Raw genomic sequence first — 21,425 nt, forward strand, 5'->3', positions numbered from 1 at the left:
AACGCCATTGACCTTATCCGCGCCACCGGCGTTGTATCTCGGGCAGGGCCCTCTGACGTTCGCAGTCCGGCAGTTAAGGAGTTCTTGTCATGCGTGTACTGCTGGTGGGAGCCGGTGGTGTGGGGACCGCGGTCACCCGGATCGCGGCCCGGCGTCCGTTCTTCGACGCGATGGTGGTCGCCGACTACGACCTGGCGCGGGCGGAAGCGGCTGTCGCCGCGCTCGGGGACGCCGGCGACCGGTTCCGCGCCGAGCGGTTGGACGCGAGCGCCGAGGAGGCCGTCGTGGCGGCGCTGCGCGCGCACGAGTGCGACGTGCTGCTGAACGCGACCGACCCGCGCTTCGTCCTGCCCCTGTTCCGTGCGGCGCGCGCCGCCGGGGCGAACTACCTCGACATGGCGATGTCGCTGTCCCGGCCGCACCCGGAGCGGCAGTACGAGGAGTGCGGGGTCAAGCTCGGCGACGCCCAGTTCGAGGACGCGGCCGACTGGGAGAAGGCGGGCGCGCTGGCGCTCGTCGGGATGGGCGTCGAGCCGGGTCTCTCGGACGTGTTCGCGCGGTACGCGGCCGATGAACTCTTCGACGAGATCGAGGAGATCGGCATCCGCGACGGCGCGAACCTCACCGTCGACGGCTACGACTTCGCGCCCTCCTTCAGCATCTGGACCACGATCGAGGAGTGTCTGAACCCGCCGGTCGTCTACGAGGCCGACCGCGGCTGGTTCACCACGGAACCGTTCAGCGAGCCCGAGGTGTTCGACTTCCCCGAGGGCATCGGCCCGGTCGAGTGCGTGAACGTGGAGCACGAGGAGGTGCTGCTGGTCCCGCGCTGGGTCGACGCGAAGCGGGTCACCTTCAAGTACGGCCTCGGCAATCAGTTCATCGACACGCTGAAGACCCTGCACCTCCTGGGCCTGGACCGCACCGAACCGGTCACCGTACCGAGTGCCGCAGGAGCAACTGCCGTATCGCCGAGGGACGTTGTCGCCGCCTGTCTGCCCGACCCGGCGACGCTGGGCGACCGTATGCACGGCAAGACCTGCGCGGGCACGTGGGTGCGCGGCACGAAGGACGGGGCACCGCGCGAGGTGTACCTCTATCACGTGGTCGACAACGAGTGGTCGATGGCGGAGTACGGCTCCCAGGCCGTGGTCTGGCAGACCGCCATCAACCCGGTGATCGCCCTGGAACTGCTGGCCACGGGGGCGTGGACCGGCTCGGGTGTGCTGGGCCCGGAGGCGTTCCCGGCCGGGCCGTTCCTGGACCTGCTGACGGCGTACGGGTCGCCGTGGGGCCTGCGGGAGCAGTGAACAGCGCCAACTCCCCTGAGGCGGAGCTGAGTTGACTTGCCGTCAATCGCCCTCCGGTGCCGGGGAGTTGGGCAGCCGCAGGGTGAAGACGGAACCGGCTCCGGTCTCGCTCGCCGCCTCGACCGTGCCGTCGTGGGCGGCGACCAGGTCGCGGACGATGGACAGGCCCAGGCCGCTGCCTCCGGTGCGGCGGCTGCGGGACTGGTCGGCACGCCAGAAGCGTTCGAAGACGTGCGCGAGGTTCTCGGCCGCGATGCCGGTGCCGGTGTCGGTGACCGTCAGGACGATGTCGTCGCCGTCGCGCCACGCGGTCACGGTGACGGTGCCGTCGGCCGGTGTGTGGCGCAGCGCGTTGGACACGAGGTTGCCGAGCACCTGGCGCATGCGTACCGGATCCGCGTCCAGCCAGAGGGAGTTGTCCGTCTTGCCGGTCAGGGCGACCCCGGCCGTGTCGGCGGTGACCCGGTACGCGGCGACGATCTGGTCGACGAGGTCCTCGACGCGCACCGGTTCTCGGTGCAGGCGCAGGGTGCCGGCGTCGGCGGCGGCGAGGTCCTGGAGGTCGTCGATGACCCGCTGGAGGACCATCGCCTCCTCGTGCAGGGAGCCGAGCAGCGCCGGGTCGGGTTCGACGAAGCCGTCCCGGGTGACCTCCAGCCAGCCGCGGATGTTGGTGAGCGGGCTGCGCAGCTCATGGGCGATGTCGCTCACCATGGCCTTGCGCTGGGCCTCCATGCGTTCCCGGCGTTCGGTGAGGTCGTTGAACGCCTCGGCCAGGATGCCGGTCTCGTCCCGGGTCTTCACCGGCACCCGGACGTGCAACTCCGGTGGCTGCTGGGCCGCTTCGGTCAGCGCGCGCAGGGGGCGTACGAGTCTCGTGGCGACGACCGCCGTCACCAGGACCGTGAGCGCCAGTACGGCCGCCGCCGCGCCGACGACCTTGGCCTTGTTCGCCGGGGAGACGTCGAAGCGGGGCGCGGTGGTGTCGCCGCCGCCCAGGAACAGTTCGGCCACCGGCGCCACGTAGGGGTCGAGTTGGGCGCGGCGGGCGTTGTCGGTGCACGCCTCGGCCTTGCGTATGGCGGCCGCGTCGCCCAGCTTGTTGTAGGCGCCCGTGACGTAGCGGGAGCCGAGGCTCTTGTCGTAGACGTCGACGCCGAAGTACGGGACCTTGAAGTTCACGCCTCCCTGCAGCAGGCAGGGCTGGGCGCGCACGATCAGGTTCTTCAGCGCCTTGCTCTCGGTGGCGGTCGGGGTGTTGAGCTTCCCGTCGGCGCAGTTCACGGGCACATTGCCGTTCGCGTTGTTGCCGTCCGCGTCGGTGAGGACGGGACGGCCGCTCGGCGTCATCGTGATGGTCGTGTCGATGCCGCTCTGCTTGAAGCACGCCTGGCGGTCCTTCGCCAGCCCCATCAGCCGGACCCGCTCCTTCGCGGTCACCCGGTACGGTCCGACGACCCGGGGGTCGAGGCCGCTGAGCTGTGCGCCGGGTTCCGTGTAGGTGTCGGTGTGCAGCGGGTCGACGTTCGCGGCGGCGCGGGGCGGCAGTGAGGTGCCGTGCGGCGCGGAGTCGGCGACGAGGGTGCGGTCGGAGGTCGTGAGGGCGATACGGCGGCCCATCTTCTTCGACAGTGCGCGGACGGTGGGTGCGACGCCCTTCCAGTCGGGGTGGGTCGCGGCGTATCCGCTGAGCTGCGCGAGGATGCGCATGTCGTCGGCGAGGTCCTGGCCCTGTTCCTCCCGGATGGCCCGGGTGGTGGTCTCCACCGCGAGCCAGGCCGTCGCGCCGACCGAGCAGAGCGCGATCAGCACGGTGGCGACGAGCAGCCGGACCAACAGCCGTTTGCGCAGCGGTATCCGGGGCCTCACGCGCGATCACCGCGCAGTTTGTAGCCGACGCCGAACACGGTCAGCAGGCGGACCGGCCGCCGCGGGTCGGCCTCGATCTTCCGGCGCAGGTTCATGATGTGGACGTCGACGGCGCGCTCGGTGGACGCCCGGTCAAAACCCCGGGTGTACTGGAGCAACTGCCGCCGGGAGAAGACCCGTTCGGGTTCGGTGGTCATCGCCAGCAGGATCTCGAACTCGGCCGGTGTGCAGTCCACCGGCGCCCCGTCGCAGCGCACCTCGTGCCGTACCGCGTCGACGGACAGCCCCGCGGCCCGTACGACGGGGGTCTCCTGCCGGACCTCCGTGGCCCGGCCGCTGCGCCGCAGGACCGTGCGGATGCGGGCCATCAGCTCGCGCGGGCTGTAGGGCTTGGTCATGTAGTCGTCGGCGCCGAGTTCCAGGCCGAGCAGGACGTCGTCCTCGGTGGAGCGGGCGGTGAGCATCAGGACGGGGATGTCGTCCTCGCCGCGCAGCACCCGGCACACCCCGAAGCCGTCGATCACCGGGAGCATGAGGTCGAGCACCACGAGGTCGGGTCTCAGGCTCCGGGCGGCCGCGATGGCGGCGGCCCCGTCGTGGACCACGGTCGCGGTGTGGCCCTCCGTCAGCAGGGAGCGCCGTATCAGCTCGGCCTGCATCTCGTCGTCCTCGGCGACCAGCACATGTGCGCACACCTGGCGGATCCTAGGCGGTCAGCGGCCGAGGGCGGCGGCGTCGCCCATGACGACGACGGGGTGCCGGGCCGGGTCGAGGGTGCGCAGGAGTTCCTTCATGTGGTCCTCCGCGATGCTGACGCAGCCGTGGGTGGGGCCGCCGTGGTCGACGTGGATCCAGATGCCGCCGCCGCGCGAGGAGCCGAGGGGGCGGGTCCAGTCGAGGGGTGAAGTGCCGGGCTGCCGGTTGTAGTTGATGGCGATCACGTAGTCGAAGGACCCCGCGAGGGGTTCGCCCTCGAAGCCGGTGCCGGGCGAGACGAAGCCCGACCCCTGGTCGTACGACAGCTTGGTGCCGGGGTCCCTGAGCAGCCCGCCCGCGTCGGTGAGCGAGTAGACACCGATCGGTGAGTGCAGGTCACCGGCCATGTGGTGGTCCGACCAGCCCCTGAGCGCGTTGTGCGCGGCCCAGCTCGCGGTCTGCTGCCAGCCGTCGTCGGTGCGCTCGTACAGGGCGAGGGTGGAGAGGGGGGAGTTCGCGGCCCGGCCGGTCACCAGGACGACCTGCTCGGTGCCGGCCGGTATGCGGGCCAGCATCTTGGGCCCCACGCCCGGCAGTTGGCGGGGAGCCGCCTCGGCGGATATCTCCGACGAGGGCGAGGGCGAGGAGGTCGCCGACGAGGGGGCGGGCGCAGGAGCGGGGTCGGACGCGTGGTCCGTAGCCGCCACCGCACCGCCGCCGCATCCCGTGAGGAAAAGGGATGCGGCGACGAGTGCGACCGGGGACATACGAGTGATCATGAGTCGACGATGACCGACACATGTGAGGAACTCGTCAGCTCCTACGGCTGGGCCGGCTTGCCTTTCGTGTAGAGCCAGGTCTGGAAGAGGGCACCGAGACTTCTGCCCGATTTCTGCTCCGCCAGGCTGACGAACTGTGCGGTGGTGCCGTGCCCGTAGCGGTGCCCGCCCGCCCACGCGCGCAGGATCGCGAGGAAGGTCTTGTCGCCGACGGCCAGGCGCAGTTCGTGCAGGGCCATGGCTCCGCGGGCGTACACGGGCGTGCCGAAGATGTTGGCGCCGCTGCCCGGGTCGCCGGGCGGGAACGCCCACAGGCCGTCGGTCGCCTTGCGGGCGTACAGCGCGTCGAAGGTCTGCTGGGCGGTCTTGCCGCCGTGCTGCTCGCTGTAGAGCCACTCCGCGTAGGTCGCGAATCCCTCGTTGAGCCAGATGTCCTTCCAGGAGGTCAGCGACACGGAGTCCCCGAACCACTGGTGGGCGTTCTCGTGCACGAGGGTGCCGATGTCCGGCGCCGAGTCGTAGAGCGGCCGCCCCTGCGTCTCCAGCGCGTAGCCGACGTCCGGGGCGTGGTCGACGATCGACCCGGCCGAGCGGAACGGGTACGGCCCGAACAGCTTGCTCTCCCACTCCAGGACGGAGGGCAGTTGCTTCAGCACGGGCGCGGCGGCGGTGGCCTCGCGCGGGTCGACGGCGTTGTACACCTTGACCCCGTCCCGGGTGGTGTACTGCTCGACCTTGAACTTCCCGACCGTCGCGGTGGCGAGGTAGGCGGCCATCGGCTCCGGCGCGTGCCAGCGGAAGGTGGTCTTCCCATGAGCGGTCTTCTGCCCGAGGAGAACGCCGTTGGCGACCGCGGTGCGCCCCTGCGGGACCGTGATCGTGAAGTCGTACGACGACTTGTCCTTGGGGTGGCTGTTCGCCGGGAACCAGGTCATCGCGCCCTGCGGTTCGCCGGCCACGAAGGCGCCGTCGTCGGTGGCGATCCAGCCGTCCGCCGAGCCGTCCGGGTCGGTGACCTGCTGGGGAACGCCGTTGTAGGTGACGGTGACCTGGAACCGCTGTCCCTTGCGCACGGCGTGGCGCGGGGTGACGACGAGTTCCTGTCCGTCGCGGCGGAAGTCCGCCTTGACGTGGTCGACGGTGAGGCCGGTGACCTTGAGGCCCTTGAAGTCGAGGTCGAAGCGGGTGAGCTTCTCGGTGGCGCGGGCGGTGAGGACCGCCTTGCCGTCGAGGTGGCGGCCGACCGGGTCGTAGCGGAGCGTCAGGTCGTAGTGGGCCACGTGGTAGCCGCCGTTCCCGGAGAGCGGGAAGTACGGGTCGCCCGCGCCGGCCGAGCCGATCGTCGTGGCGCCGGCCGGTGCGGCGGTCGCGAGCAGGGCCGCGAGGGCGACGGGGACGGTGGCGACGACGGCGCTGCGTCTTGTGGACTGCTGCCGGAGGTGCGTCACATGCGCTCCTACTGGGTGAGGGGGGTGATCATCCGTGTCAGAGACTAGGCCGCACACGCCCTCGGAATCCCTCTTGTTGAAGCAAACTTGTCAAGTGGCGGGCAGCCACCCGCTCGGTCCCCGGATCACCCCGAAGCGAAAGGCTGCCGCACGGCGTGGGATTCCGGAAGCGCGAGCCCGACTCACGCGGTACGGGCGACCGGCACCCGGTCGCTGACGTGGTGGACGACCCCGAGGTCGTGGGAGATGAACAGGAGGGGCACGCCCGTGTCGTGGCGCAGGTCGGCGAGGAGGTCCAGGATCTGGGCCTGGACGGAGACGAGGACCGACGCCGACAGCCCTACCTGGTCGAGCAGTTCGGCCACCCTGGCGCGGCGCGCCCGCCCCTGGTCGAAGGAGCCGAGCGGATCCTGCTGCACGGCCTGGACGCTTTGCCGCAGCGGGCGCCGCGCGCTCGGGCACCCCGGTCCAGGGAACGCCGTCGAACCGTACCGATCCCGCGTCACCCAGGCGCGTCCGTCGCGGGACGTGCCCGGGTGATGCGGGGCCGGGGCGGGCGCGGGCAGGTCAGTGGCGGTGCATCGTGCGCAGGGCGTCGACCAGCACCCTCGGGTCGTGGCCGCCCTTGTAGACCGGCGGCGGCTGCCGGTCCAGGTCCAGGAGCTGGGCCACGGCGGTCCAGGCGGTGCGTACCGAGTACTCGACGGTGAAGACGACGTCGTCGGGGACCTCGGCGTACTGGCCGATGAAGGCCAGGTTGGTGGAGCCCTCGGGGACGACCTGCGGGCGGTCTCCCGCACTGCGGACCAGGAACTGGCTGGTGATGTACGGCATCAGCGCCGGGATCACGATCGAGTGGTCGAGGATCTGCGGGCCCTCCTCGAAGCGGAGGTGGTGCAGGACCTCGTCCAGGATCTCCCGGCCCGTGCACGCGCGCATCGGCTTGCGGACGAAGTCGCCCTCCCTGTCCGGGAAGAGGCCGTACCCCCACCACACGAAGGTGTCCTCGGGCTGCTCGTGGAAGTGCGGCTGGTGGTTGAGGACGATGGTCAGCAGCCAGTTGGAGTCCTTGAACGTGATCAGCCCGCCCTTGCCGGCCTCACTGCCGCTGAACTTCTCCATCAGCGCGAAGAAGGTCGGGTCCTTCGTCGTCACCGTGAAGGACGCCCAAGTGGAGTCCGTGATGGAGGAGTTGAAGACCGACGGGTCCCCCAGCCGGCCCGGTCGCTTCGCCGCGAGCGTCTCCCACAGCCGCCAGGATCCCGCGCTGCCGGAACTGTCCAGCACGGGCGCGGTGTCGGTCGAGCCGAGCGTCGAGTCTGCCGTCATCGAGCCGTTGGTGACCAGCACGAGGTCACCGCGGCCGAGCACTGTCTCCTCGCTACGGCCCTCCCGCGTCCAGGTGAGCGCCTCCACGGTGAGCGCGTCCCCTTCGGCCAGCCGCAAGTCGGTTACCCGCGTGCCGAGTTGGACGGTCACTCCCTGCTCGGTCAGCCATTTCACCAGCGGGCGCACGATGGAGTCGTACTGGTTGAAACGGGTCCGGTAGATCCCCGACATGGAGTCGAAGGTCTTGAAGAGGTGGACGAAGCGGTTGAGGTAGCGGCGGAACTCGATCGCGCTGTGCCACGGCTCGAAGGCGAAAGTGGTGCACCACATCCACCAGAAGTCGGTGCGGAAGAAGCCTTCGCCGAAGCAGTCCGTGATGCGCTTGCCGTCGAGCAGGTGCTCCGGGGTGCTCACGCACTTCACCAGTTCCAGCCGGTCGCGCTCGGAGAAGCCCATGGAGTGCGTGTCGACGACCTTGCCCGCCGCGTCGACGAGCCGGGCGTGGTCGTCCCAGGCGAAGTCCTCGTGGAAGGCGAAGGTGTCCTCGGTCACCGACTTCGACGGGTCGTCCAGGGACGGGATCGAGCCCAGCAGGTCGTAGGTGCAGTCGAAGTGGATCTCGAACATCCGGCCGCCGCGCATCGTGTACCCGGTCTCGGGCGATCCGGCCGCGTCCAGGCTGCCGCCCTTCCGGTCCTGCTCCTCCAGGATCACGATGTCCGACCCTGCGAACCCGCCCTCGCGGATCAGGAACGCCGCCGCGGACAAGGACGCGATGCCGCTTCCGACCAGGTAAGCCTTCGCCATGAACGCCGCCCCTCCTTCGTGCCGCGACCACGGGCGGCCCGGGCGGGAGCGCGGGCACTTCACCGGCGTACGGTCGGCCTCCCCAGCCTCGGCCGCGGGGCTGTCGCCCGCAGCAGGGCGGGGCCGAACGAGTGATCCGTCGGCCCGAAGGGGAAACCCCTGCGTCAGCCGCCTGCCCGGAGATGCGGCCTGCTACTCGTACCGGTACTTCAGCGAGTCCGCCTCCGTCTGCTCGATGTCGGCGATCGTCAACTCCGGCATCCGCAGTTGGGCCAGCGTCACCTCGGCCGAGGTCGGCTGGGCGTCCGCCGGCAGCCACTGCTCCGGCTTCCAGGCCCCGCTGCGCAGCAGCGACTTGGGGCAGTGAGGGTAGACCTCCTCGATCCCCACCACCAGCGCACTGGCCGGCGGCTTGCCCACGGCCGTCAACTGCGACAGCAGGTCCGGGCGGGTGGAGACCACGGCCCGGCCGTTCACCCTGAGTGTCGTGGTCCGCCCCGGGATGACGAACAGCAGCCCGGCCCGTCCGGTGGCCACGACGTTCTGCAGGGTGTCCAGACGCTTGTTGCCGGTCGCGTCCGGTATCGCCACCGTCCGTGCGTCCAGGACGGCCACGAATCCGGCGGGGCCGCCGCGCGGGGAGACGTCGCAGTTGCCCTCCGTGTCGGCGCTGGCGACCAGGACCAGCGACGAGCAACCGATCAACTGCCGGGTCTGCTCGGTGAGTTCGGTCATCTGCTTGCGCACGGCCGTATCACGAGGGAGTCCGTAGACCCGGCGCAGCGCCTCCTCGTCACGTACGGCATCGAGATGGAGCGAGTCGAACGCACTGCCGGCGAGTGATGTCGTCATGCCTCCGAGCCTATGCGGCCGACCTGCGCGGGAGCTCGGAGTTTTCCGTCGGTGATCCGGCTCCTCTCGGTCCCCCGTCGTACGGCTACACCTCGATGTGCCAGCCCATGATGATCGTCCGGTCGCGGGGCAGGCCGAAGTGCTCGGCGGCGTCGGCCGTGATGTGGGAGGTGGCGATGAACAGCCGTTTGCGCCAGGGCGCCATCGTGGGTGCCGGGCCGCGCCGCAGCTCGATCGTCGACAGGAAGTAGGACGCCTGGTCGAGCAGCAACGGCCCCTCGGTGTCCGCCGGGTCGAGCATGGCCAGCGTGCCGGGCACGTCCGGTGTCTCCATGTAGCCGAAGCGGGCGGTGACATGGACCATCCCGTCGTCGGCGTAGCCGAGGCCGTCGACGACGATCCGCCGGTCGGCCGGGACGCGGGGCACGGGCTCGGTCTCGATGGAGAGGATCACGACCTGCTCGTGCCGTACGTGGTTGTGTTCCACGTTGGCCCGCATGGCGAGCGGCGCCGTCTGCTTGCCCCGGTTGAGGAACACCGCCGTGCCCGGGACCTGGAGCACCGGCCGCTCCCCGCTGCGGAGTTCGTCGACGAACTCGCGCAACGAGCCCTCGTGGTCGGCCCGTTCGGCGGTGACGAGCTCGCGGCCGCGCTGCCAGGTCGTCATGACGGTGAACGCGGTGAGGCCGATCAGCAGCGGCAGCCACGCGCCGTGGACGAGCTTGGTCAGGTTGGCCGCCACGAACAGCAGGTCGACGGTGAGCAGCAGGGTCGCGCCGGTGGCGATCAGCCACAGGGGCGTGCCCCATTTCGCGCGGGCGACGTAGAAGAACAGCAGGGTGGTGATGGTGATGGTGCCGGTGACCGCCATGCCGAACGCGAAGGCCAGCGCCGCGGAGCTGCGGAACGCGAAGACCAGGGTGAGGACCGAGACCATGAGCAGCCAGTTGATCCAGGGGACGTAGATCTGGCCGATGGTGGACTCGGAGGTGTGCGCGATCCGCAGCCTCGGCAGATAGCCGAGCCGGGCGGCCTGGGAGGCGACCGAGTAGGCGCCGGTGATCACCGCCTGCGAGGCGATCACGGTGGCCGCCGTGGCGAGCAGGACCATCGGCCAGCGTCCCCAGTGGGGCACGAGCAGGAAGAACGGGCTGCTGATGTTGTCCGGGTCGTCGAGGATCAGCGCGCCCTGCCCGAAGTAGCTCAGGACACAGGCGGGGAAGACGAGGAGCAGCCAGCCGCGGGTGATGGCCCGGCGGCCGAAGTGCCCCATGTCCGCGTAGAGGGCCTCCGCGCCGGTGACCGCGAGCACGACCGCGGCGAGCGCGAAGAAGGCGGTGCCGAAGTGGCCGAAGAGAAAGCCCAGCGCGTAACTCGGCCACAGCGCCCGGAGAATGGCCGGGTGATCGGCGATCCCGACGACACCGCACGCGCCGATCGCCACGAACCAGAGGATCATGATCGGCCCGAACACCCGGCCCACCGCCGCGGTTCCCCTGCGCTGCACCAGGAACAGCAGCACGATGATCACCGCGGTGACCGGCACGACCGCGTCGTCCAGCGACGGTTCGACGACCTTGAGCCCCTCGACCGCGGACAGCACCGAGATCGCCGGCGTGATCATGCTGTCGCCGAAGAACAGCGACGCCCCGAAGATGCCCAGCGCGGTCAGCGCGACGGCGGCCCGCCGCCCCCGCTGTGAACTCCAGCGCCCCACGAGGGTGATCAGCGCCATGATGCCGCCCTCGCCGTCGTTGTCGGCGCGCATCGCCAGCAGCACATAGGTGACCGTGACGATGACCGTCACCGACCAGAAGACCAGCGACACCACCCCGTACACGTTCTGGGTGCTGACCGGGACCGGGTGCGGGTCGCCCGGGCTGAACACGGTCTGGAGGGTGTAGATCGGGCTGGTCCCGATGTCCCCGAAGACCACGCCGAGAGCACCGATCACCACCGCGAGCCGCACCGCGTCCCGCGCACTCGGCGGACGAGTCTGTGGCGGCCCCGCGGGCGCCTCGTCCGCTGCGGCCCCGTGCCCATGATCGGTCATGGTGATCCTCCCTTCGGCGGACCGCGATACCGCAGGCCCGGTGCGCCGGGGCGGACACTACCCATGCGCCGGTGCTATCGCCCGCAGGTGCACGCCACTTCGCCCCGGGCCGTGTCGCTCGACACCCTTGTCCAGGTGGCGCCGCGTCGCCCCCGTCCCCCGCGCCCGCCCCACGTAGGCTCACGGCACCACCGCCACCCGAGGGAGCCCCGCCCGTGACCGTCCGAGTGCGCCGTGTCTACGATCCGCCCGAGCCCGAGGACGGTGTGCGCGTCCTGGTCGACCGGCTGTGGCCGCGCGGCCTGTCCAAGGACGCGGCCCGCGTCGACGAGTGGCCCAAGCCCCTCACCCCGTCCACCGAACTGCGCCGCTGGTACCACGCGGGCGAGGGGTCCCACGACGAGTTCAGCAGCCGCTACGAGGCGGAGCTCGCCGAACCCGAGGCGGCTCAACTCCTGCACACTTTGCGGAACTTGGTCCGGATGGGGCCGGTGACCCTGGTCACGGCGGTCAGGTCACCGCAGGAGAGTCACGCCTCGGTGCTGGCCCGCCTCCTGGAGGGGTGAGGAGACGGGCCGCAGGCCGATGGGCGTACCGGTTCCTCAGGCCGTCTGCTTGGCCGCCGCTCGTCCCGCCGCGCGCCCGGAGAAGAGGCAGCCGCCGAGGAAGGTCCCTTCGAGGGCGTTGTAGCCGTGGACTCCGCCGCCGCCGAAGCCGGCGACCTCGCCCGCCGCGTACAGTCCGCCGATCGGCGCCCCGTCCGCGCCCAGCGCGCGGGAGTCGAGGTCGGTCTGGATGCCGCCGAGGGTCTTGCGGGTGAGGACGTGCAGCTTGACGCCGATCAGGGGGCCTGCCGCCGGGTCGAGGATGCGGTGCGGGGTGGCGACGCGGCCGAGCCGGTCGCCGATGTAGCGGCGGGCGTTGCGGATGCCCTGGATCTGGGAGTCCTTGCTGTAGGGGTTGGCCATCTGGAGGTCGCGGGCCTCGATCTGGCGCCGCACCACGGCCGCGTCCAGGAGCGGCTTGTCGGTCAACTGGTTCATCTTCTCGACCAGTTGCTCAAGACTGTCGGCGGTCACGAAGTCCGCGCCCTTGCGCAGGAAGGCGTCCACCGGGCCGGGCGCGCCCTTGCCGAGCAGCCGGTCGCGCAGGACGGCTTTCTTGTCCTTGGCGGTGATGTCGGGGTTCTGCTCGGAGCCCGACAGCGCGAACTCCTTCTCGATGATCTTCTGGGTGAGGATGAACCAGGAGTGGTCGTGCTCCGCCAAGTCCGCCGTCGTACGCAGGTACTTGAGGGTGTTGAGGGTGTCGTAGCCCGGCAGGCACGGGTCGGGCAGGCGGCGGCCGAGGGCGTCGAACCAGAGGGAGGACGGGCCGGGCAGGATGCGGATGCCGTGGCCGGGCCAGACCGGGTTCCAGTTCTGCAGGCCCTCGGTGTAGTGCCACATGCGGTCGCGGTTGACGAGCCGTATGCCCGCCTCGGCGCTGATGTCGAGCATCCGGCCGTCGACGTAGGCCGGCACACCGGTGATCATCTCGGCGGGCGGGGTGCCGAGGCGCTCGGGCCAGTAGCGGCGGACGATGTCGTGGTTGGCGCCGATGCCGCCGGTGGTGACGACGACGGCCTGCGCGGTGAGTTCGAAATCGCCGATCGCCTCGCGGCTGGAGGAGACGCCCCGGGCGGCGTTGTCCTCGGCGAGGACCGTGCCGCGGACGCCGCGCGCCTCGCCCTCCGCGACCACCAACTCGTCGACCTGGTGGCGGTGGTAGAAGGTGAGGAGTCCGTCGCGGGCGGCCTGCCGGGCGTAGTCCACGAAGGGTTCGACGACTCCGGTGCCGGTGCCCCAGGTGACGTGGAAGCGCGGGACGGAGTTGCCGTGTCCGTGGGCGCGCAGGTCGCCGCGCTCCGCCCAGCCCACGGTGGGCAGCAGCTTGATGCCGTGGCTCTCCAGCCAGGGCCGCTTCTCGCCGGCCGCGAACTCGACGTAGGCGCGCGCCCAGCGCACCGCCCACACGTCCTCGTCGTCGACGCGGTCGAAGCCGGCGCTGCCCTGCCAGTCGTTCCAGGCGAGGTCGAAGGAGTCCTTGATGCCGAGGCGACGCTGCTCCGGGGAGTCGACGAGGAACAGCCCGCCGAAGGACCAGAACGCCTGGCCGCCGAGGTTGGCCGCGTTCTCCTGGTCGACGAGCGCGACCCTGCGTCCCCGGCTGGTCAGTTCATGGGCCGCGACCAGACCGGCCAGACCGGCTCCGACGACGATGACGTCCGCATCCATGGCGACGTTGCCCTTCTCAAGTTGGTTGTCATTCAAGGGTGTTGCTGCCGTCGGTCAGCAGCGCGGTGAGGAGTTGCTTGAGCCAGACACGGGCGTGCTCCACGTCCTTGTCCAGCAGCAGTTGGGTGGTGACCCCGTCGTACGCGGCGACCACGGCGTACGACGCCGCGTCCAAGTCGCCGAGCACGGCGGGGAGTTCGACCAGGCCCCGGGCGCGGGCGAGCCGGTGCGCGATCGCCCCGCGCAGCCGCGCCCGGTGGTCGAGCAGGGTCTGCGCGACGGCCGGGTTCCGGGCCGCGTGCACCAGGAAGTCCGTCTTGACCAGGAGCCAGTCCAGGTCGAGGAGGAGCACGTCGGTGACGCGGTCCACGGCGGCCGGTACGTCGAGGTCCGGTCCGTCGAGGGCGAAGGCACCGGACACCTGGTCCGCGATCAGCTCGGCCCGCTCCTGGTAGAGGGCGAAGAACAGCTCGTCCAAGCTGTCGAAGTTCGAGTAGAAGGCACCCCTGCTGTAACCGGCGGCCTCGCAGACCTCCTCGATGGAGACCCGCCCGTACCCCTTGGCGGCGAACACCGCGAACGCGGCGGCCAGCAGATTGGCCCGAGTACGGACACGGCGCCTGGTCACACGCTTGGGCGTCACCTCAGTCACCATGCCCGGACCTCCAGTCGATACGCGAATGTATCCGATACACCGATGTATCGAAAGAGCGGAGCCCATATTGGAACAGATTTTCGAATAAGGGGTACGCTGGTCCCATGACCGCGCACCACCTCCAGGCCTCCCTCTTCGACCAGACCGACCAGCTCCGCCTCGGCCCCCTCGACGGAATCCGCCGTACGACACTGGGGCTCGGCGCCTGGATCGACGTGCTGCCCGGATGGCTCGGCGGCGCCGACGCCCTGTTCGAGGAGCTGGCCGCCGAGGTGCCGTGGCGCGCCGAGCGCCGTCAGATGTACGACCAGGTGGTGGCCGTACCGCGACTGCTCGCCTACTACGGCGCGGACGACGTGCTGCCGCACCCGGTGCTGGCCGAGGCCCGGGACGCGCTCTCGGCGTACTACGCACGGGAGTTGGGCGAGCCGTTCAGCACGTCCGGGCTCTGCTACTACCGGGACGGCCGGGACAGTGTCGCCTGGCACGGCGACCGGATCGGGCGGGGTGCCCACGAGGACACGATGGTGGCGATCCTCTCCGTGGGCGCGCCCCGTGATCTGCTGCTGCGTCCGCTGCGCGGCGGCGAGTCGCTGCGGCGCCCGCTGGGGCACGGCGACCTGATCGTGATGGGCGGCTCCTGTCAGCGGACCTGGGAGCACTGCGTCCCCAAGACCACCCGAGCCGCGGGACCGCGCATCAGCGTGCAGTTCCGCCCGCACGGCGTGCGCTGAGGCGGAGAGGCGGCCGCTTCGGACGCACGCGGGGGCCGCCCCCGGCGGACGGCGCCGGAGGCGGCTTCCCCCGCGCGAGCCAGGACCGTACGCGTCTGGTTGGCTGTTCCTCGAACAGCACCACCACTCAAGGGACGATCATGCGGGCAGAAGTACGCCAAGTCGCGGACGGCACCTATCTGGTGCACGGCAGCAACACCAACTGGGTGATCCTCGCTGATGGTGACGCGGTCACGTTGGTGGACACCGGTTATCCCGGGGACCGCGCGCTGGTGCTCGACTCCCTTGAGCAGGTGGGGAGTTCACCCAAGGCGGTCACGGCGGTGCTGATCACCCACGCCCACAACGACCATCTCGGTTCGGCGGAGTATCTGCGCGACACCTACGGCACTCCGGTATACCTGCACGAGGTCGAAGTGCCGCACGCGCGGCGGGAGTTCCTCCAACAGGTGACCGTCGGGGACGTCTTGAAGAACATCTGGCGTCCGGGAGTCCTGCCGTGGATGGTGCACACGATCCGTGTCGGAGGCACCGAGCAGCATCCCGTCGCCGCTCCCCAGGCATTCGCAGGTGCGGGCCCGCTGGACCTGCCCGGCCGGCCCGTCCCCGTGCACACCCCCGGCCACACCAGCGGGCACTGCGTCTTCCATCTCCCGGACAGCGGGATCGTCATCTCCGGGGACGCCCTGGTGAGCGGCCACGCCACCTCGCGGATCAAGGGACCGCAACTGCTCCCCGACATGTTCCATCACGAGCGCGACCGTGCCGTGGCCTCGCTGGACATCCTCGAAGCGCTGGACGCCGACACCCTGCTGCCCGGCCACGGCCCCCTGCACACCGGTCCGGTCCGTGAGGCGGCACAGCGCGCCCGCGAACACGCGATCTAAGGTCACCCCATGGCACTGCAGATCAACGCGACCAACCCGGAGCATCCGGTCCTCCTGCTGGAGCTGCCCTGGGACGTTCCCCTGGAGGAGTGGCCCGACGAGTACCTGGTGCCGCTGCCGCGCGGCATCTCCCGCCACGTCGTGCGCTACGCCCGCGCCGGCAGCGAGGTCATAGCGGTCAAGGAACTGGCGGAACGGCCCGCGCTGCGCGAGTACGAGCTGCTGCGCGACCTGGACCGGCTCGGCATCCCGGCCGTCGACCCGCTCGCCGTGGTCACCGGACGGGCCGACGCGGACGGCGAGCCGCTGGAGCCGGTGCTGATCACCCGGCACCTGGGCGGCTCGATGCCGTACCGCTCGATGTTCGAGACGACGCTGCGCCCGGCCACCATGCACCGGCTGATGGACGCGCTGGCCGTGCTGCTGGTGCGGCTGCACCTGGCCGGGTTCGCGTGGGGCGACTGCTCGCTGTCCAACACTCTGTTCCGGCGGGACGCGGGCGCGTACGCCGCGTATCTGGTGGACGCGGAGACCGGCGATCTGCACCCTCAACTGAGCGACGGACAGCGCGAGTACGACCTCGACCTCGCCCGCGTGAACATCAGTGGGGAACTGCTCGACCTGGAGGCGTCCGGGGCGCTGCACCCGTCCGTCGACCCGATCGAGTTCGGCGCCGAGATCTGCGCCCGCTACCAGGGGCTGTGGGAGGAGCTGACCCGCGTCTCGGTGTACCCGGCGGGCAAGCACCACTTCATCGAACGCCGGATCCGGCGCCTGAACGAACTCGGCTTCGACGTCGCCGAGATGCAGATCGAGCACTCCTCGAACGGCGACACGGTCACCTTCGTGCCCAAGGTCGTCGACGCGGGCCACCACCAGCGGCAACTGCTGCGCCTGACCGGCCTGGACGCCGAGGAGAACCAGGCCCGGCGGCTCCTCAACGACCTGGAGAGCTGGATGGCCACCCAGGACGACTACGCCCCGGGCGATCCGCTCGCCGCCCGGCCCGAGGTGCTCGCGCACCGGTGGGTGCGGGACGTGTTCCGGCCGACCGTGCGGGCCGTACCGCTGGAGCTGCGCGGGTCGATGGACTCGGCCGAGATCTACCACGAGTTGCTCGAACACCGCTGGTACCTGGCCGAGCGGGCGCAGCACGACATCGATCTGGACACCGTGGTGGAGGACTACCTCAAGAACATCCTGCCGAAGGTGCGCGAGAGCCTGGGGCCGGCCGCGCCGGAGTAAGGCGGCTCAGTCCGTGGCCCCGCTCAATCCGTGGCCCCGCTTTCCGTGGCGGGGGCGGCCGTGGTGCCGCGGACGACCAGGCGCGGCGGGACGACCTGCTCGCCGTCCGGTACCTCCTCCCCGTCCAGCCGGGCGATGGCGCGGCCGACGGCGAGTTCCGCGAGGCGTGGAACGTCCTGCGCGACGGTGGTGAGGTCGATGTGGGCGAGCCGGGACAGGCTGGTGTCGTCGAAGCCGACCACGGAGATCTCGCCGGGGACGGTCACGCCCGCTCTCAGGAAGGTGTCGAGGACGCCGGTGGCGCAACGGTCGTTGAAGGCGAGGACCGCGCTGGGCCGGGGGTTCTCCGCGATCAGGGTTCGGGCGGCCCGCGCGCCGTCGTCCTCGGTGAGCCCGCCGGGCAGGACACGGACGTGGTCGTCGAGGCCGTGGCGGCGCATCGCGGTGCGGTAGCCGCGGCGGCGGTCGGCGGCGCCGGGTGCCCGGCCCCCGTCGATGTGGGCGACGGCGCGGTGGCCGAGCGCCACGAGGTGGTCCACGGCCTGTCGGGCGCCCTCCTCGTCGGCGGTGCGGACGACGTCCACGGCCGGCGGGGCGGGCCGCAGCCGCCGCGCCACGGAGACCACCGGCACCTGGGTCGCGAGCTGCGCGAGGCGCGCCGCCGGAACCTCGGGGCCTAGCAGGACGAGCGCCTCGCACCGGTCGGCGAGCAGCGCCTCCACGGCCTGCCGCTCACCGCGTGTGGGCGCGACCGCGCTCAGCGCCACCTGGTAGCCGGCGGGTTCGGCGGCGGCGTAGATGCCCTCCACCAGGTCGGTGTGGAAGGGATGGCGCAGCCCGAACTGCACGCCGAGCAGGCGGGACCGGTTGCTGCGCAGCACCCTGGCCCGGGTGTCGGGCCGGTAGCCGATCTCCTCGGCGGCCTTGAGGACCCGCTCACGGGTGGTGGCGCTCGCGCCGTAGGCCCCGCGCATCACGATGGAGACCAGCGCGACGGACACGCCCGCCCGGGCCGCGACATGGGCCAGGGTGGGCCGCTTGCCGTCGGGGACCGCGGGGGTGGTCGGCACGGTTGTCCTTCCGGTCGAGGTGTCGTTCCGTTCCGGGATCGTAGCCGCTCCGAAAAGCGTGCGACGTCGCTGCTCCGAAGGTACTGCAACGTTCTAGAAACATGCCCGTCGAAGCCTTGACACAGGAATCCGGCGGTGGCGTACTACTGCCATCTAGAACGTTCTAGAAGAGGGCGAGCAGTCATGTACACGTTGGCGGTCTGTGCCGAGATGGTCTTCCGGGACCTGCCGATCCACGAGCGGGCGCGGCGCATCCACGAAGCCGGTTTCCAGGTCGAGATCTGGGACTGGACCCGGCACGACCTGGACGCGCTCACGCGGACCCCGGCCGAGTTCTCGTCGATGACGGGCTACATCCGGGGCAGCCTCACCGACGAGGCGGGCGCCGCCGAACTGCTGCGCACCGCCGAGGAGTCGGTGAAGGCCGCCGATCAACTGGGCTGCCCCCGGCTCAACTTGCACGGCACGGGGCTCGACTCCGAGGGCCTGCCGGTGGTTCCGGTGACCGGCGAGCCCACGGGAGCGATGTGGATCGCCGCCCACCGCACCCTGACCCGCCTCGCCGAGCTGGGCGAGAGCGCGGGCGTCACCTTCACGCTGGAGAACCTCAACGCGGCGGTCGACCACCCGGGCGTACCGTTCGCGACGGCCGCCGACACCCTGGCCCTGGTCAAGGCGGTGGACCGGCCGGGCCTGCGCATGAACCTGGACCTCTACCACGCCCAGATCGGCGAGGGGAACCTCATCGAACTGGTCCGCCGCGCCCACGAGTTGGACCTGATCGGCGAGATCCAGGTGGCGGACGTCCCCGGCCGCCAGGAGCCCGGCACCGGCGAGATCAACTACCCCGCCATCGCCCGCGCCCTCGCCGACATCGGCTACGACGGCACGGTCGCGATGGAGGCCTGGGCCTCGGAGAGCGAGAGCGAGCGCGCCCTGGACCGCTTCCGCACCGCGTTCACGGTCTGACCCGCCCCGAAATCACACGGCACCGAGGAGCACCCCCATGACCACCCAACTCCCCCTGGCCGTCGGACTGGTGGGCGCTGGCCGCATGGGCTCCTTCCATGCCGAGACCCTCGCCCGCCGGCTGCCCGGCGTCCGCCTCGCCGCCGTCGCCGACCCGGCCCCGGGCGCCGCGCGGCGCCTGGGCGACCGGCTCGACTGCCCCACGGCGTACACCGAGATCGGCGACCTGTTCGCGGACCCGGCGGTCGACGCGGTGGTGATCTCGACTCCGGCCCGCACCCACGCGGACCTGGTCGTGGCGGCGGCACACGCGGGCAAGGCCGTCTACTGCGAGAAGCCGATGGCGACCACCCTCGCCGACGCCGACCGCGCCATCACGGCCGCCGTCGAGGCGGGCGTACCGCTCCAGGTCGGCTTCAACCGCCGCTACGACGCCGGGTTCCGGGCCGCGCACGAGAAGGTGGCCGCGGGCGTGATCGGCACCCCGCACCTGCTCCGCTCGCTCACCCGCGACCCGAAGCTGGCCGCCCCCGCCCTCATCCCGCCGTGGACGATCTTCCTGGAAACCCTCATCCACGACTTCGACACCCTGCGCTACCTCAACCCCGGCTCCGAACCGGTCGAGGTCTTCGCCATGGCCGACGCGTTGGTCCGCCCCGACTTCAAGGACCGCGGCCTGCTCGACACGGCGGTGGTCACGATCCGCTTCGACAACGGCGCCCTCGCCACCGCCGAGGCCAACTTCCAGGCGGTGTACGGCTATGACGTGCGCGGCGAGGTCTTCGGCTCGGCGGGCATGCTGACGATGGGCGACATCCGGCGCACCCATCTGACGTCCTACGGCGCGGACGGCATCGCGGCCGAGACCGTCACCTACGACCAGGACCTGTTCCACGACGCGTACGTCGCCGAGCTCGCCGACTTCGCCGACAGCGTCCGCACCGACCGCACCCCGTCGGCCACCGGCGAGGACGCCCGCGCCGCGCTGACCATCGCGCTGGCGGCGATCCGGTCGGTGGAGAAGGGCGTCCCGGTACGGGTCGAGGACGTCTGAGGTCAGCGCGCGGGCACCACGGCCACCGGGCACTCCGCGTGGTGCAGCACCCCGTGCGCGACCGAGCCGATCCGCGCGCCCACCGCCGTACGGTGGGCGCGCCGCCCGACGACCGTCAACTGGGCGCGCCCCGCCACCGACAGCAGCACCTGCCCCGCGCTGCCCATCTCCACGTGCTCGACCACGGGCACCTCCGGGAAGCGCTCCCGCCATGGCTGCAGCGCCTCGGCCAGGCCCTTCTTCTCGTACGGTTCCAGGCCGCCGGCCTCGTCGAGGAGCTTCATGGAGCCGGGGCTGTAGGCGAACACGGGCGGCAGGGTCCAGGCCCGTACGGCCCGCACGGTGGCGCCACGTGCCGCCGCCGTCTCGAAGGCGAAGCCGAGCGCGGCGGCACTGTCCTCGGGGTCTCCGTGCTGCCCCACGACGATCTCGCGCCCGGCGGCCTCCCCGGACGCCTCGTCCCCGGCGCGCACGAGCACGACGGGCCGTACGGCGTCCGCTATCACCTGCTGGCCGACGGAACCGAGCAGGAAGCCGACGACGGGCCCGTGGCCGCGTGAGCCGAGCACCAGCATCTCCGCGTCGGCAGCGGCGGCGGTCAGGGTCTCGACGGGGTCGCCCTCCAGGACGTCGGTGGTGACGTCCAGGCCGGGGTGGCGTGCGGCGACCGTCCGGGCGGCCTCGGCCGCCGCGTCCCGCACCCAGCGGTCCTGGGTGTCCCGGTCCCCCGTGTCGAGGGCATGGTGCTCCTCGTACCGCCAGACATGCACAACCCGCAGCGCCAGCCCCCGCCGTACGGCCTCCCGGCCCGCCCAGGCGAGTGCGGCGAGACTCTCCGCCGATCCGTCGACCCCTGCCGTGATCGGTCGTGTCATGCGGTGGCCTCCCGGTGGTGCGGTCACGTGCGTCGGGCCCAGTCTTCACTACGGTGCCCGCATGACCTTGGAGTGGGAGCAGGTAGTGGTGGACTCGGCCGACCCCGTCGCGCTGGGGCGCTGGTGGGCCGAGGCGCTCGGGTGGGTGGTGGTGGGCGAGGCACCGGACGAGTTCGAGATCCGGCCCGCGCCGGAACGCCTTCCCGGGCTGCTGTTCGTGCCGGTGCCCGAGGGCAGAACGGTCAAGAACCGGCTGCACCTGGACTTCCGGCCCGACGACCAGGAGGCCGAGGTGATCCGGCTGCTGGCCCTGGGGGCGCGGACCGCGGACATCGGGCAGGGGGAGCAGTCGTGGGTGGTGCTCGCGGACCCGGAGGGGAACGAGTTCTGCGTGTTGCGCTCCCGGCACCCCTGAGGCCGCCGTCTCGGGCGTAGCGGAGCGCACCGGGGCGATCGACCATACGATGGTGGGGAGCCGGCGCGGTGACAACGGCGCCGCCGTGCCGTGAAGCCGACC

The 21,425-nt window shown here is 71.2% G+C and carries 20 protein-coding genes; 8 read left to right on the top strand and 12 right to left on the bottom strand.

Translation table 11 applies throughout. From position 1 onward, the window contains the following. The first annotated feature begins 89 nt into the window (after positions 1 to 89). Positions 90 to 1,310: a saccharopine dehydrogenase family protein gene (locus OG223_RS05410; RefSeq protein WP_329243134.1), complete on the top strand. Its 1,221-nt coding sequence runs from the start codon at positions 90 to 92 to the stop codon at positions 1,308 to 1,310. Positions 1,311 to 1,352: 42 nt separating this feature from the next. On the opposite strand, the gene OG223_RS05415 is transcribed toward OG223_RS05410, so the two are convergent. The 8 genes from OG223_RS05415 to OG223_RS05450 all read right to left on the bottom strand — a co-directional run bounded on the left by OG223_RS05415 (position 1,353) and on the right by OG223_RS05450 (position 11,143). Next, positions 1,353 to 3,179, bottom strand: coding sequence for a sensor histidine kinase (locus OG223_RS05415; protein WP_329243137.1), 1,827 nt, complete (start codon positions 3,177 to 3,179; stop codon positions 1,353 to 1,355). After that, entirely contained in the window at positions 3,176 to 3,874 is a 699-nt protein-coding gene (locus OG223_RS05420; RefSeq protein WP_329243140.1) for a response regulator transcription factor, read from the bottom strand. The genes OG223_RS05415 and OG223_RS05420 overlap by 4 nt, the downstream gene beginning before the upstream one ends. An 18-nt stretch (positions 3,875 to 3,892) precedes the next feature. Continuing rightward, positions 3,893 to 4,654, bottom strand: coding sequence for a L,D-transpeptidase family protein (locus OG223_RS05425; RefSeq protein WP_329243142.1), 762 nt, complete (start codon positions 4,652 to 4,654; stop codon positions 3,893 to 3,895). A gap of 41 nt (positions 4,655 to 4,695) precedes the next feature. Next, complete coding sequence (locus OG223_RS05430; protein WP_329243145.1) at positions 4,696 to 6,102, bottom strand: M1 family metallopeptidase; 1,407 nt, start codon at positions 6,100 to 6,102, stop codon at positions 4,696 to 4,698. A 182-nt stretch (positions 6,103 to 6,284) separates the two neighbouring features. Continuing rightward, the gene (locus OG223_RS05435) at positions 6,285 to 6,521 is read right to left on the bottom strand and encodes a hypothetical protein (RefSeq protein ID WP_329243148.1); all 237 of its coding nucleotides are present in this window, start codon (positions 6,519 to 6,521) and stop codon (positions 6,285 to 6,287) included. Positions 6,522 to 6,669: 148 nt separating this feature from the next. Next, on the bottom strand, positions 6,670 to 8,238 hold the full coding sequence (locus OG223_RS05440) for an oleate hydratase (RefSeq protein ID WP_329243151.1): 1,569 nt from the start codon (positions 8,236 to 8,238) through the stop codon (positions 6,670 to 6,672). Between the two features lie 192 nt (positions 8,239 to 8,430). After that, complete coding sequence (locus OG223_RS05445) at positions 8,431 to 9,090, bottom strand: MSMEG_1061 family FMN-dependent PPOX-type flavoprotein (protein WP_329243154.1); 660 nt, start codon at positions 9,088 to 9,090, stop codon at positions 8,431 to 8,433. 85 nt (positions 9,091 to 9,175) lie between these two features. Next, complete coding sequence (locus OG223_RS05450) at positions 9,176 to 11,143, bottom strand: potassium transporter Kup (protein ID WP_329243157.1); 1,968 nt, start codon at positions 11,141 to 11,143, stop codon at positions 9,176 to 9,178. A 215-nt stretch (positions 11,144 to 11,358) separates the two neighbouring features. On the opposite strand from OG223_RS05450, the gene OG223_RS05455 reads away from it, so the two are divergent. Beyond that, a complete protein-coding gene (locus OG223_RS05455; protein WP_329243159.1) occupies positions 11,359 to 11,709 on the top strand; it encodes a DUF488 domain-containing protein in 351 nt (116 codons plus the stop codon). Between the two features lie 36 nt (positions 11,710 to 11,745). Here the strand turns inward: OG223_RS05455 and OG223_RS05460 are convergent, their stop codons facing one another. Then, a complete protein-coding gene (locus tag OG223_RS05460; protein ID WP_329265151.1) occupies positions 11,746 to 13,419 on the bottom strand; it encodes an FAD-binding dehydrogenase in 1,674 nt (557 codons plus the stop codon). Positions 13,420 to 13,447: 28 nt separating this feature from the next. After that, on the bottom strand, positions 13,448 to 14,074 hold the full coding sequence (locus OG223_RS05465) for a TetR/AcrR family transcriptional regulator (RefSeq protein WP_329243162.1): 627 nt from the start codon (positions 14,072 to 14,074) through the stop codon (positions 13,448 to 13,450). Between the two features lie 104 nt (positions 14,075 to 14,178). On the opposite strand from OG223_RS05465, the gene OG223_RS05470 reads away from it, so the two are divergent. The 3 genes from OG223_RS05470 to OG223_RS05480 all read left to right on the top strand — a co-directional run bounded on the left by OG223_RS05470 (position 14,179) and on the right by OG223_RS05480 (position 16,940). After that, positions 14,179 to 14,808 carry an alpha-ketoglutarate-dependent dioxygenase AlkB gene (locus tag OG223_RS05470; protein ID WP_329243164.1) on the top strand — a complete coding sequence of 210 codons (630 nt, stop codon included), beginning with the start codon at positions 14,179 to 14,181 and terminating at the stop codon, positions 14,806 to 14,808. 140 nt (positions 14,809 to 14,948) lie between these two features. Next, complete coding sequence (locus tag OG223_RS05475; RefSeq protein WP_329243167.1) at positions 14,949 to 15,695, top strand: MBL fold metallo-hydrolase; 747 nt, start codon at positions 14,949 to 14,951, stop codon at positions 15,693 to 15,695. Between the two features lie 9 nt (positions 15,696 to 15,704). Then, positions 15,705 to 16,940: a DUF4032 domain-containing protein gene (locus OG223_RS05480; protein WP_329243170.1), complete on the top strand. Its 1,236-nt coding sequence runs from the start codon at positions 15,705 to 15,707 to the stop codon at positions 16,938 to 16,940. Between the two features lie 23 nt (positions 16,941 to 16,963). Here the strand turns inward: OG223_RS05480 and OG223_RS05485 are convergent, their stop codons facing one another. Continuing rightward, a complete protein-coding gene (locus OG223_RS05485; RefSeq protein WP_329243173.1) occupies positions 16,964 to 18,010 on the bottom strand; it encodes a LacI family DNA-binding transcriptional regulator in 1,047 nt (348 codons plus the stop codon). A gap of 183 nt (positions 18,011 to 18,193) precedes the next feature. Here OG223_RS05485 and OG223_RS05490 point away from each other — a divergent pair, with 183 nt between their 5' ends. Together OG223_RS05490 and OG223_RS05495 are read left to right on the top strand one after the other, a co-directional pair. Then, positions 18,194 to 18,979 carry a TIM barrel protein gene (locus OG223_RS05490; RefSeq protein WP_329243175.1) on the top strand — a complete coding sequence of 262 codons (786 nt, stop codon included), beginning with the start codon at positions 18,194 to 18,196 and terminating at the stop codon, positions 18,977 to 18,979. Between the two features lie 37 nt (positions 18,980 to 19,016). Further along, positions 19,017 to 20,033: a Gfo/Idh/MocA family oxidoreductase gene (locus tag OG223_RS05495; RefSeq protein WP_329243178.1), complete on the top strand. Its 1,017-nt coding sequence runs from the start codon at positions 19,017 to 19,019 to the stop codon at positions 20,031 to 20,033. A 2-nt stretch (positions 20,034 to 20,035) separates the two neighbouring features. Here the strand turns inward: OG223_RS05495 and OG223_RS05500 are convergent, their stop codons facing one another. After that, complete coding sequence (locus OG223_RS05500; RefSeq protein WP_329243181.1) at positions 20,036 to 20,908, bottom strand: universal stress protein; 873 nt, start codon at positions 20,906 to 20,908, stop codon at positions 20,036 to 20,038. A gap of 61 nt (positions 20,909 to 20,969) precedes the next feature. On the opposite strand from OG223_RS05500, the gene OG223_RS05505 reads away from it, so the two are divergent. Further along, positions 20,970 to 21,323, top strand: a complete 354-nt coding sequence (locus tag OG223_RS05505; protein WP_329243184.1) for a VOC family protein — start codon at positions 20,970 to 20,972, stop codon at positions 21,321 to 21,323. Positions 21,324 to 21,425 lie beyond the last annotated feature (102 nt).

Origin of the sequence: Streptomyces sp. NBC_01478 (assembly GCF_036227225.1) — a bacterium.
In the GTDB taxonomy this organism is placed as follows: Bacteria; Actinomycetota; Actinomycetes; order Streptomycetales; family Streptomycetaceae; genus Streptomyces.

What these genes read in the sequence shown, in the direction of transcription:
- OG223_RS05410 (WP_329243134.1), top strand. Translation starts at nt 90, where the DNA reads ATGCGTGTACTGCTGGTGGGAGCCGGTGGTGTGGGGACCGCGGTCACC.
- OG223_RS05425 (WP_329243142.1), bottom strand. Translation starts at nt 4,654, where the DNA reads ATGATCACTCGTATGTCCCCGGTCGCACTCGTCGCCGCATCCCTTTTC.
- OG223_RS05440 (WP_329243151.1), bottom strand. Translation starts at nt 8,238, where the DNA reads ATGGCGAAGGCTTACCTGGTCGGAAGCGGCATCGCGTCCTTGTCCGCG.
- OG223_RS05445 (WP_329243154.1), bottom strand. Translation starts at nt 9,090, where the DNA reads ATGACGACATCACTCGCCGGCAGTGCGTTCGACTCGCTCCATCTCGAT.
- OG223_RS05450 (WP_329243157.1), bottom strand. Translation starts at nt 11,143, where the DNA reads ATGACCGATCATGGGCACGGGGCCGCAGCGGACGAGGCGCCCGCGGGG.
- OG223_RS05460 (WP_329265151.1), bottom strand. Translation starts at nt 13,419, where the DNA reads ATGGATGCGGACGTCATCGTCGTCGGAGCCGGTCTGGCCGGTCTGGTC.
- OG223_RS05465 (WP_329243162.1), bottom strand. Translation starts at nt 14,074, where the DNA reads ATGGTGACTGAGGTGACGCCCAAGCGTGTGACCAGGCGCCGTGTCCGT.
- OG223_RS05470 (WP_329243164.1), top strand. Translation starts at nt 14,179, where the DNA reads ATGACCGCGCACCACCTCCAGGCCTCCCTCTTCGACCAGACCGACCAG.
- OG223_RS05475 (WP_329243167.1), top strand. Translation starts at nt 14,949, where the DNA reads ATGCGGGCAGAAGTACGCCAAGTCGCGGACGGCACCTATCTGGTGCAC.
- OG223_RS05480 (WP_329243170.1), top strand. Translation starts at nt 15,705, where the DNA reads ATGGCACTGCAGATCAACGCGACCAACCCGGAGCATCCGGTCCTCCTG.
- OG223_RS05490 (WP_329243175.1), top strand. Translation starts at nt 18,194, where the DNA reads ATGTACACGTTGGCGGTCTGTGCCGAGATGGTCTTCCGGGACCTGCCG.
- OG223_RS05495 (WP_329243178.1), top strand. Translation starts at nt 19,017, where the DNA reads ATGACCACCCAACTCCCCCTGGCCGTCGGACTGGTGGGCGCTGGCCGC.
- OG223_RS05500 (WP_329243181.1), bottom strand. Translation starts at nt 20,908, where the DNA reads ATGACACGACCGATCACGGCAGGGGTCGACGGATCGGCGGAGAGTCTC.
- OG223_RS05505 (WP_329243184.1), top strand. Translation starts at nt 20,970, where the DNA reads ATGACCTTGGAGTGGGAGCAGGTAGTGGTGGACTCGGCCGACCCCGTC.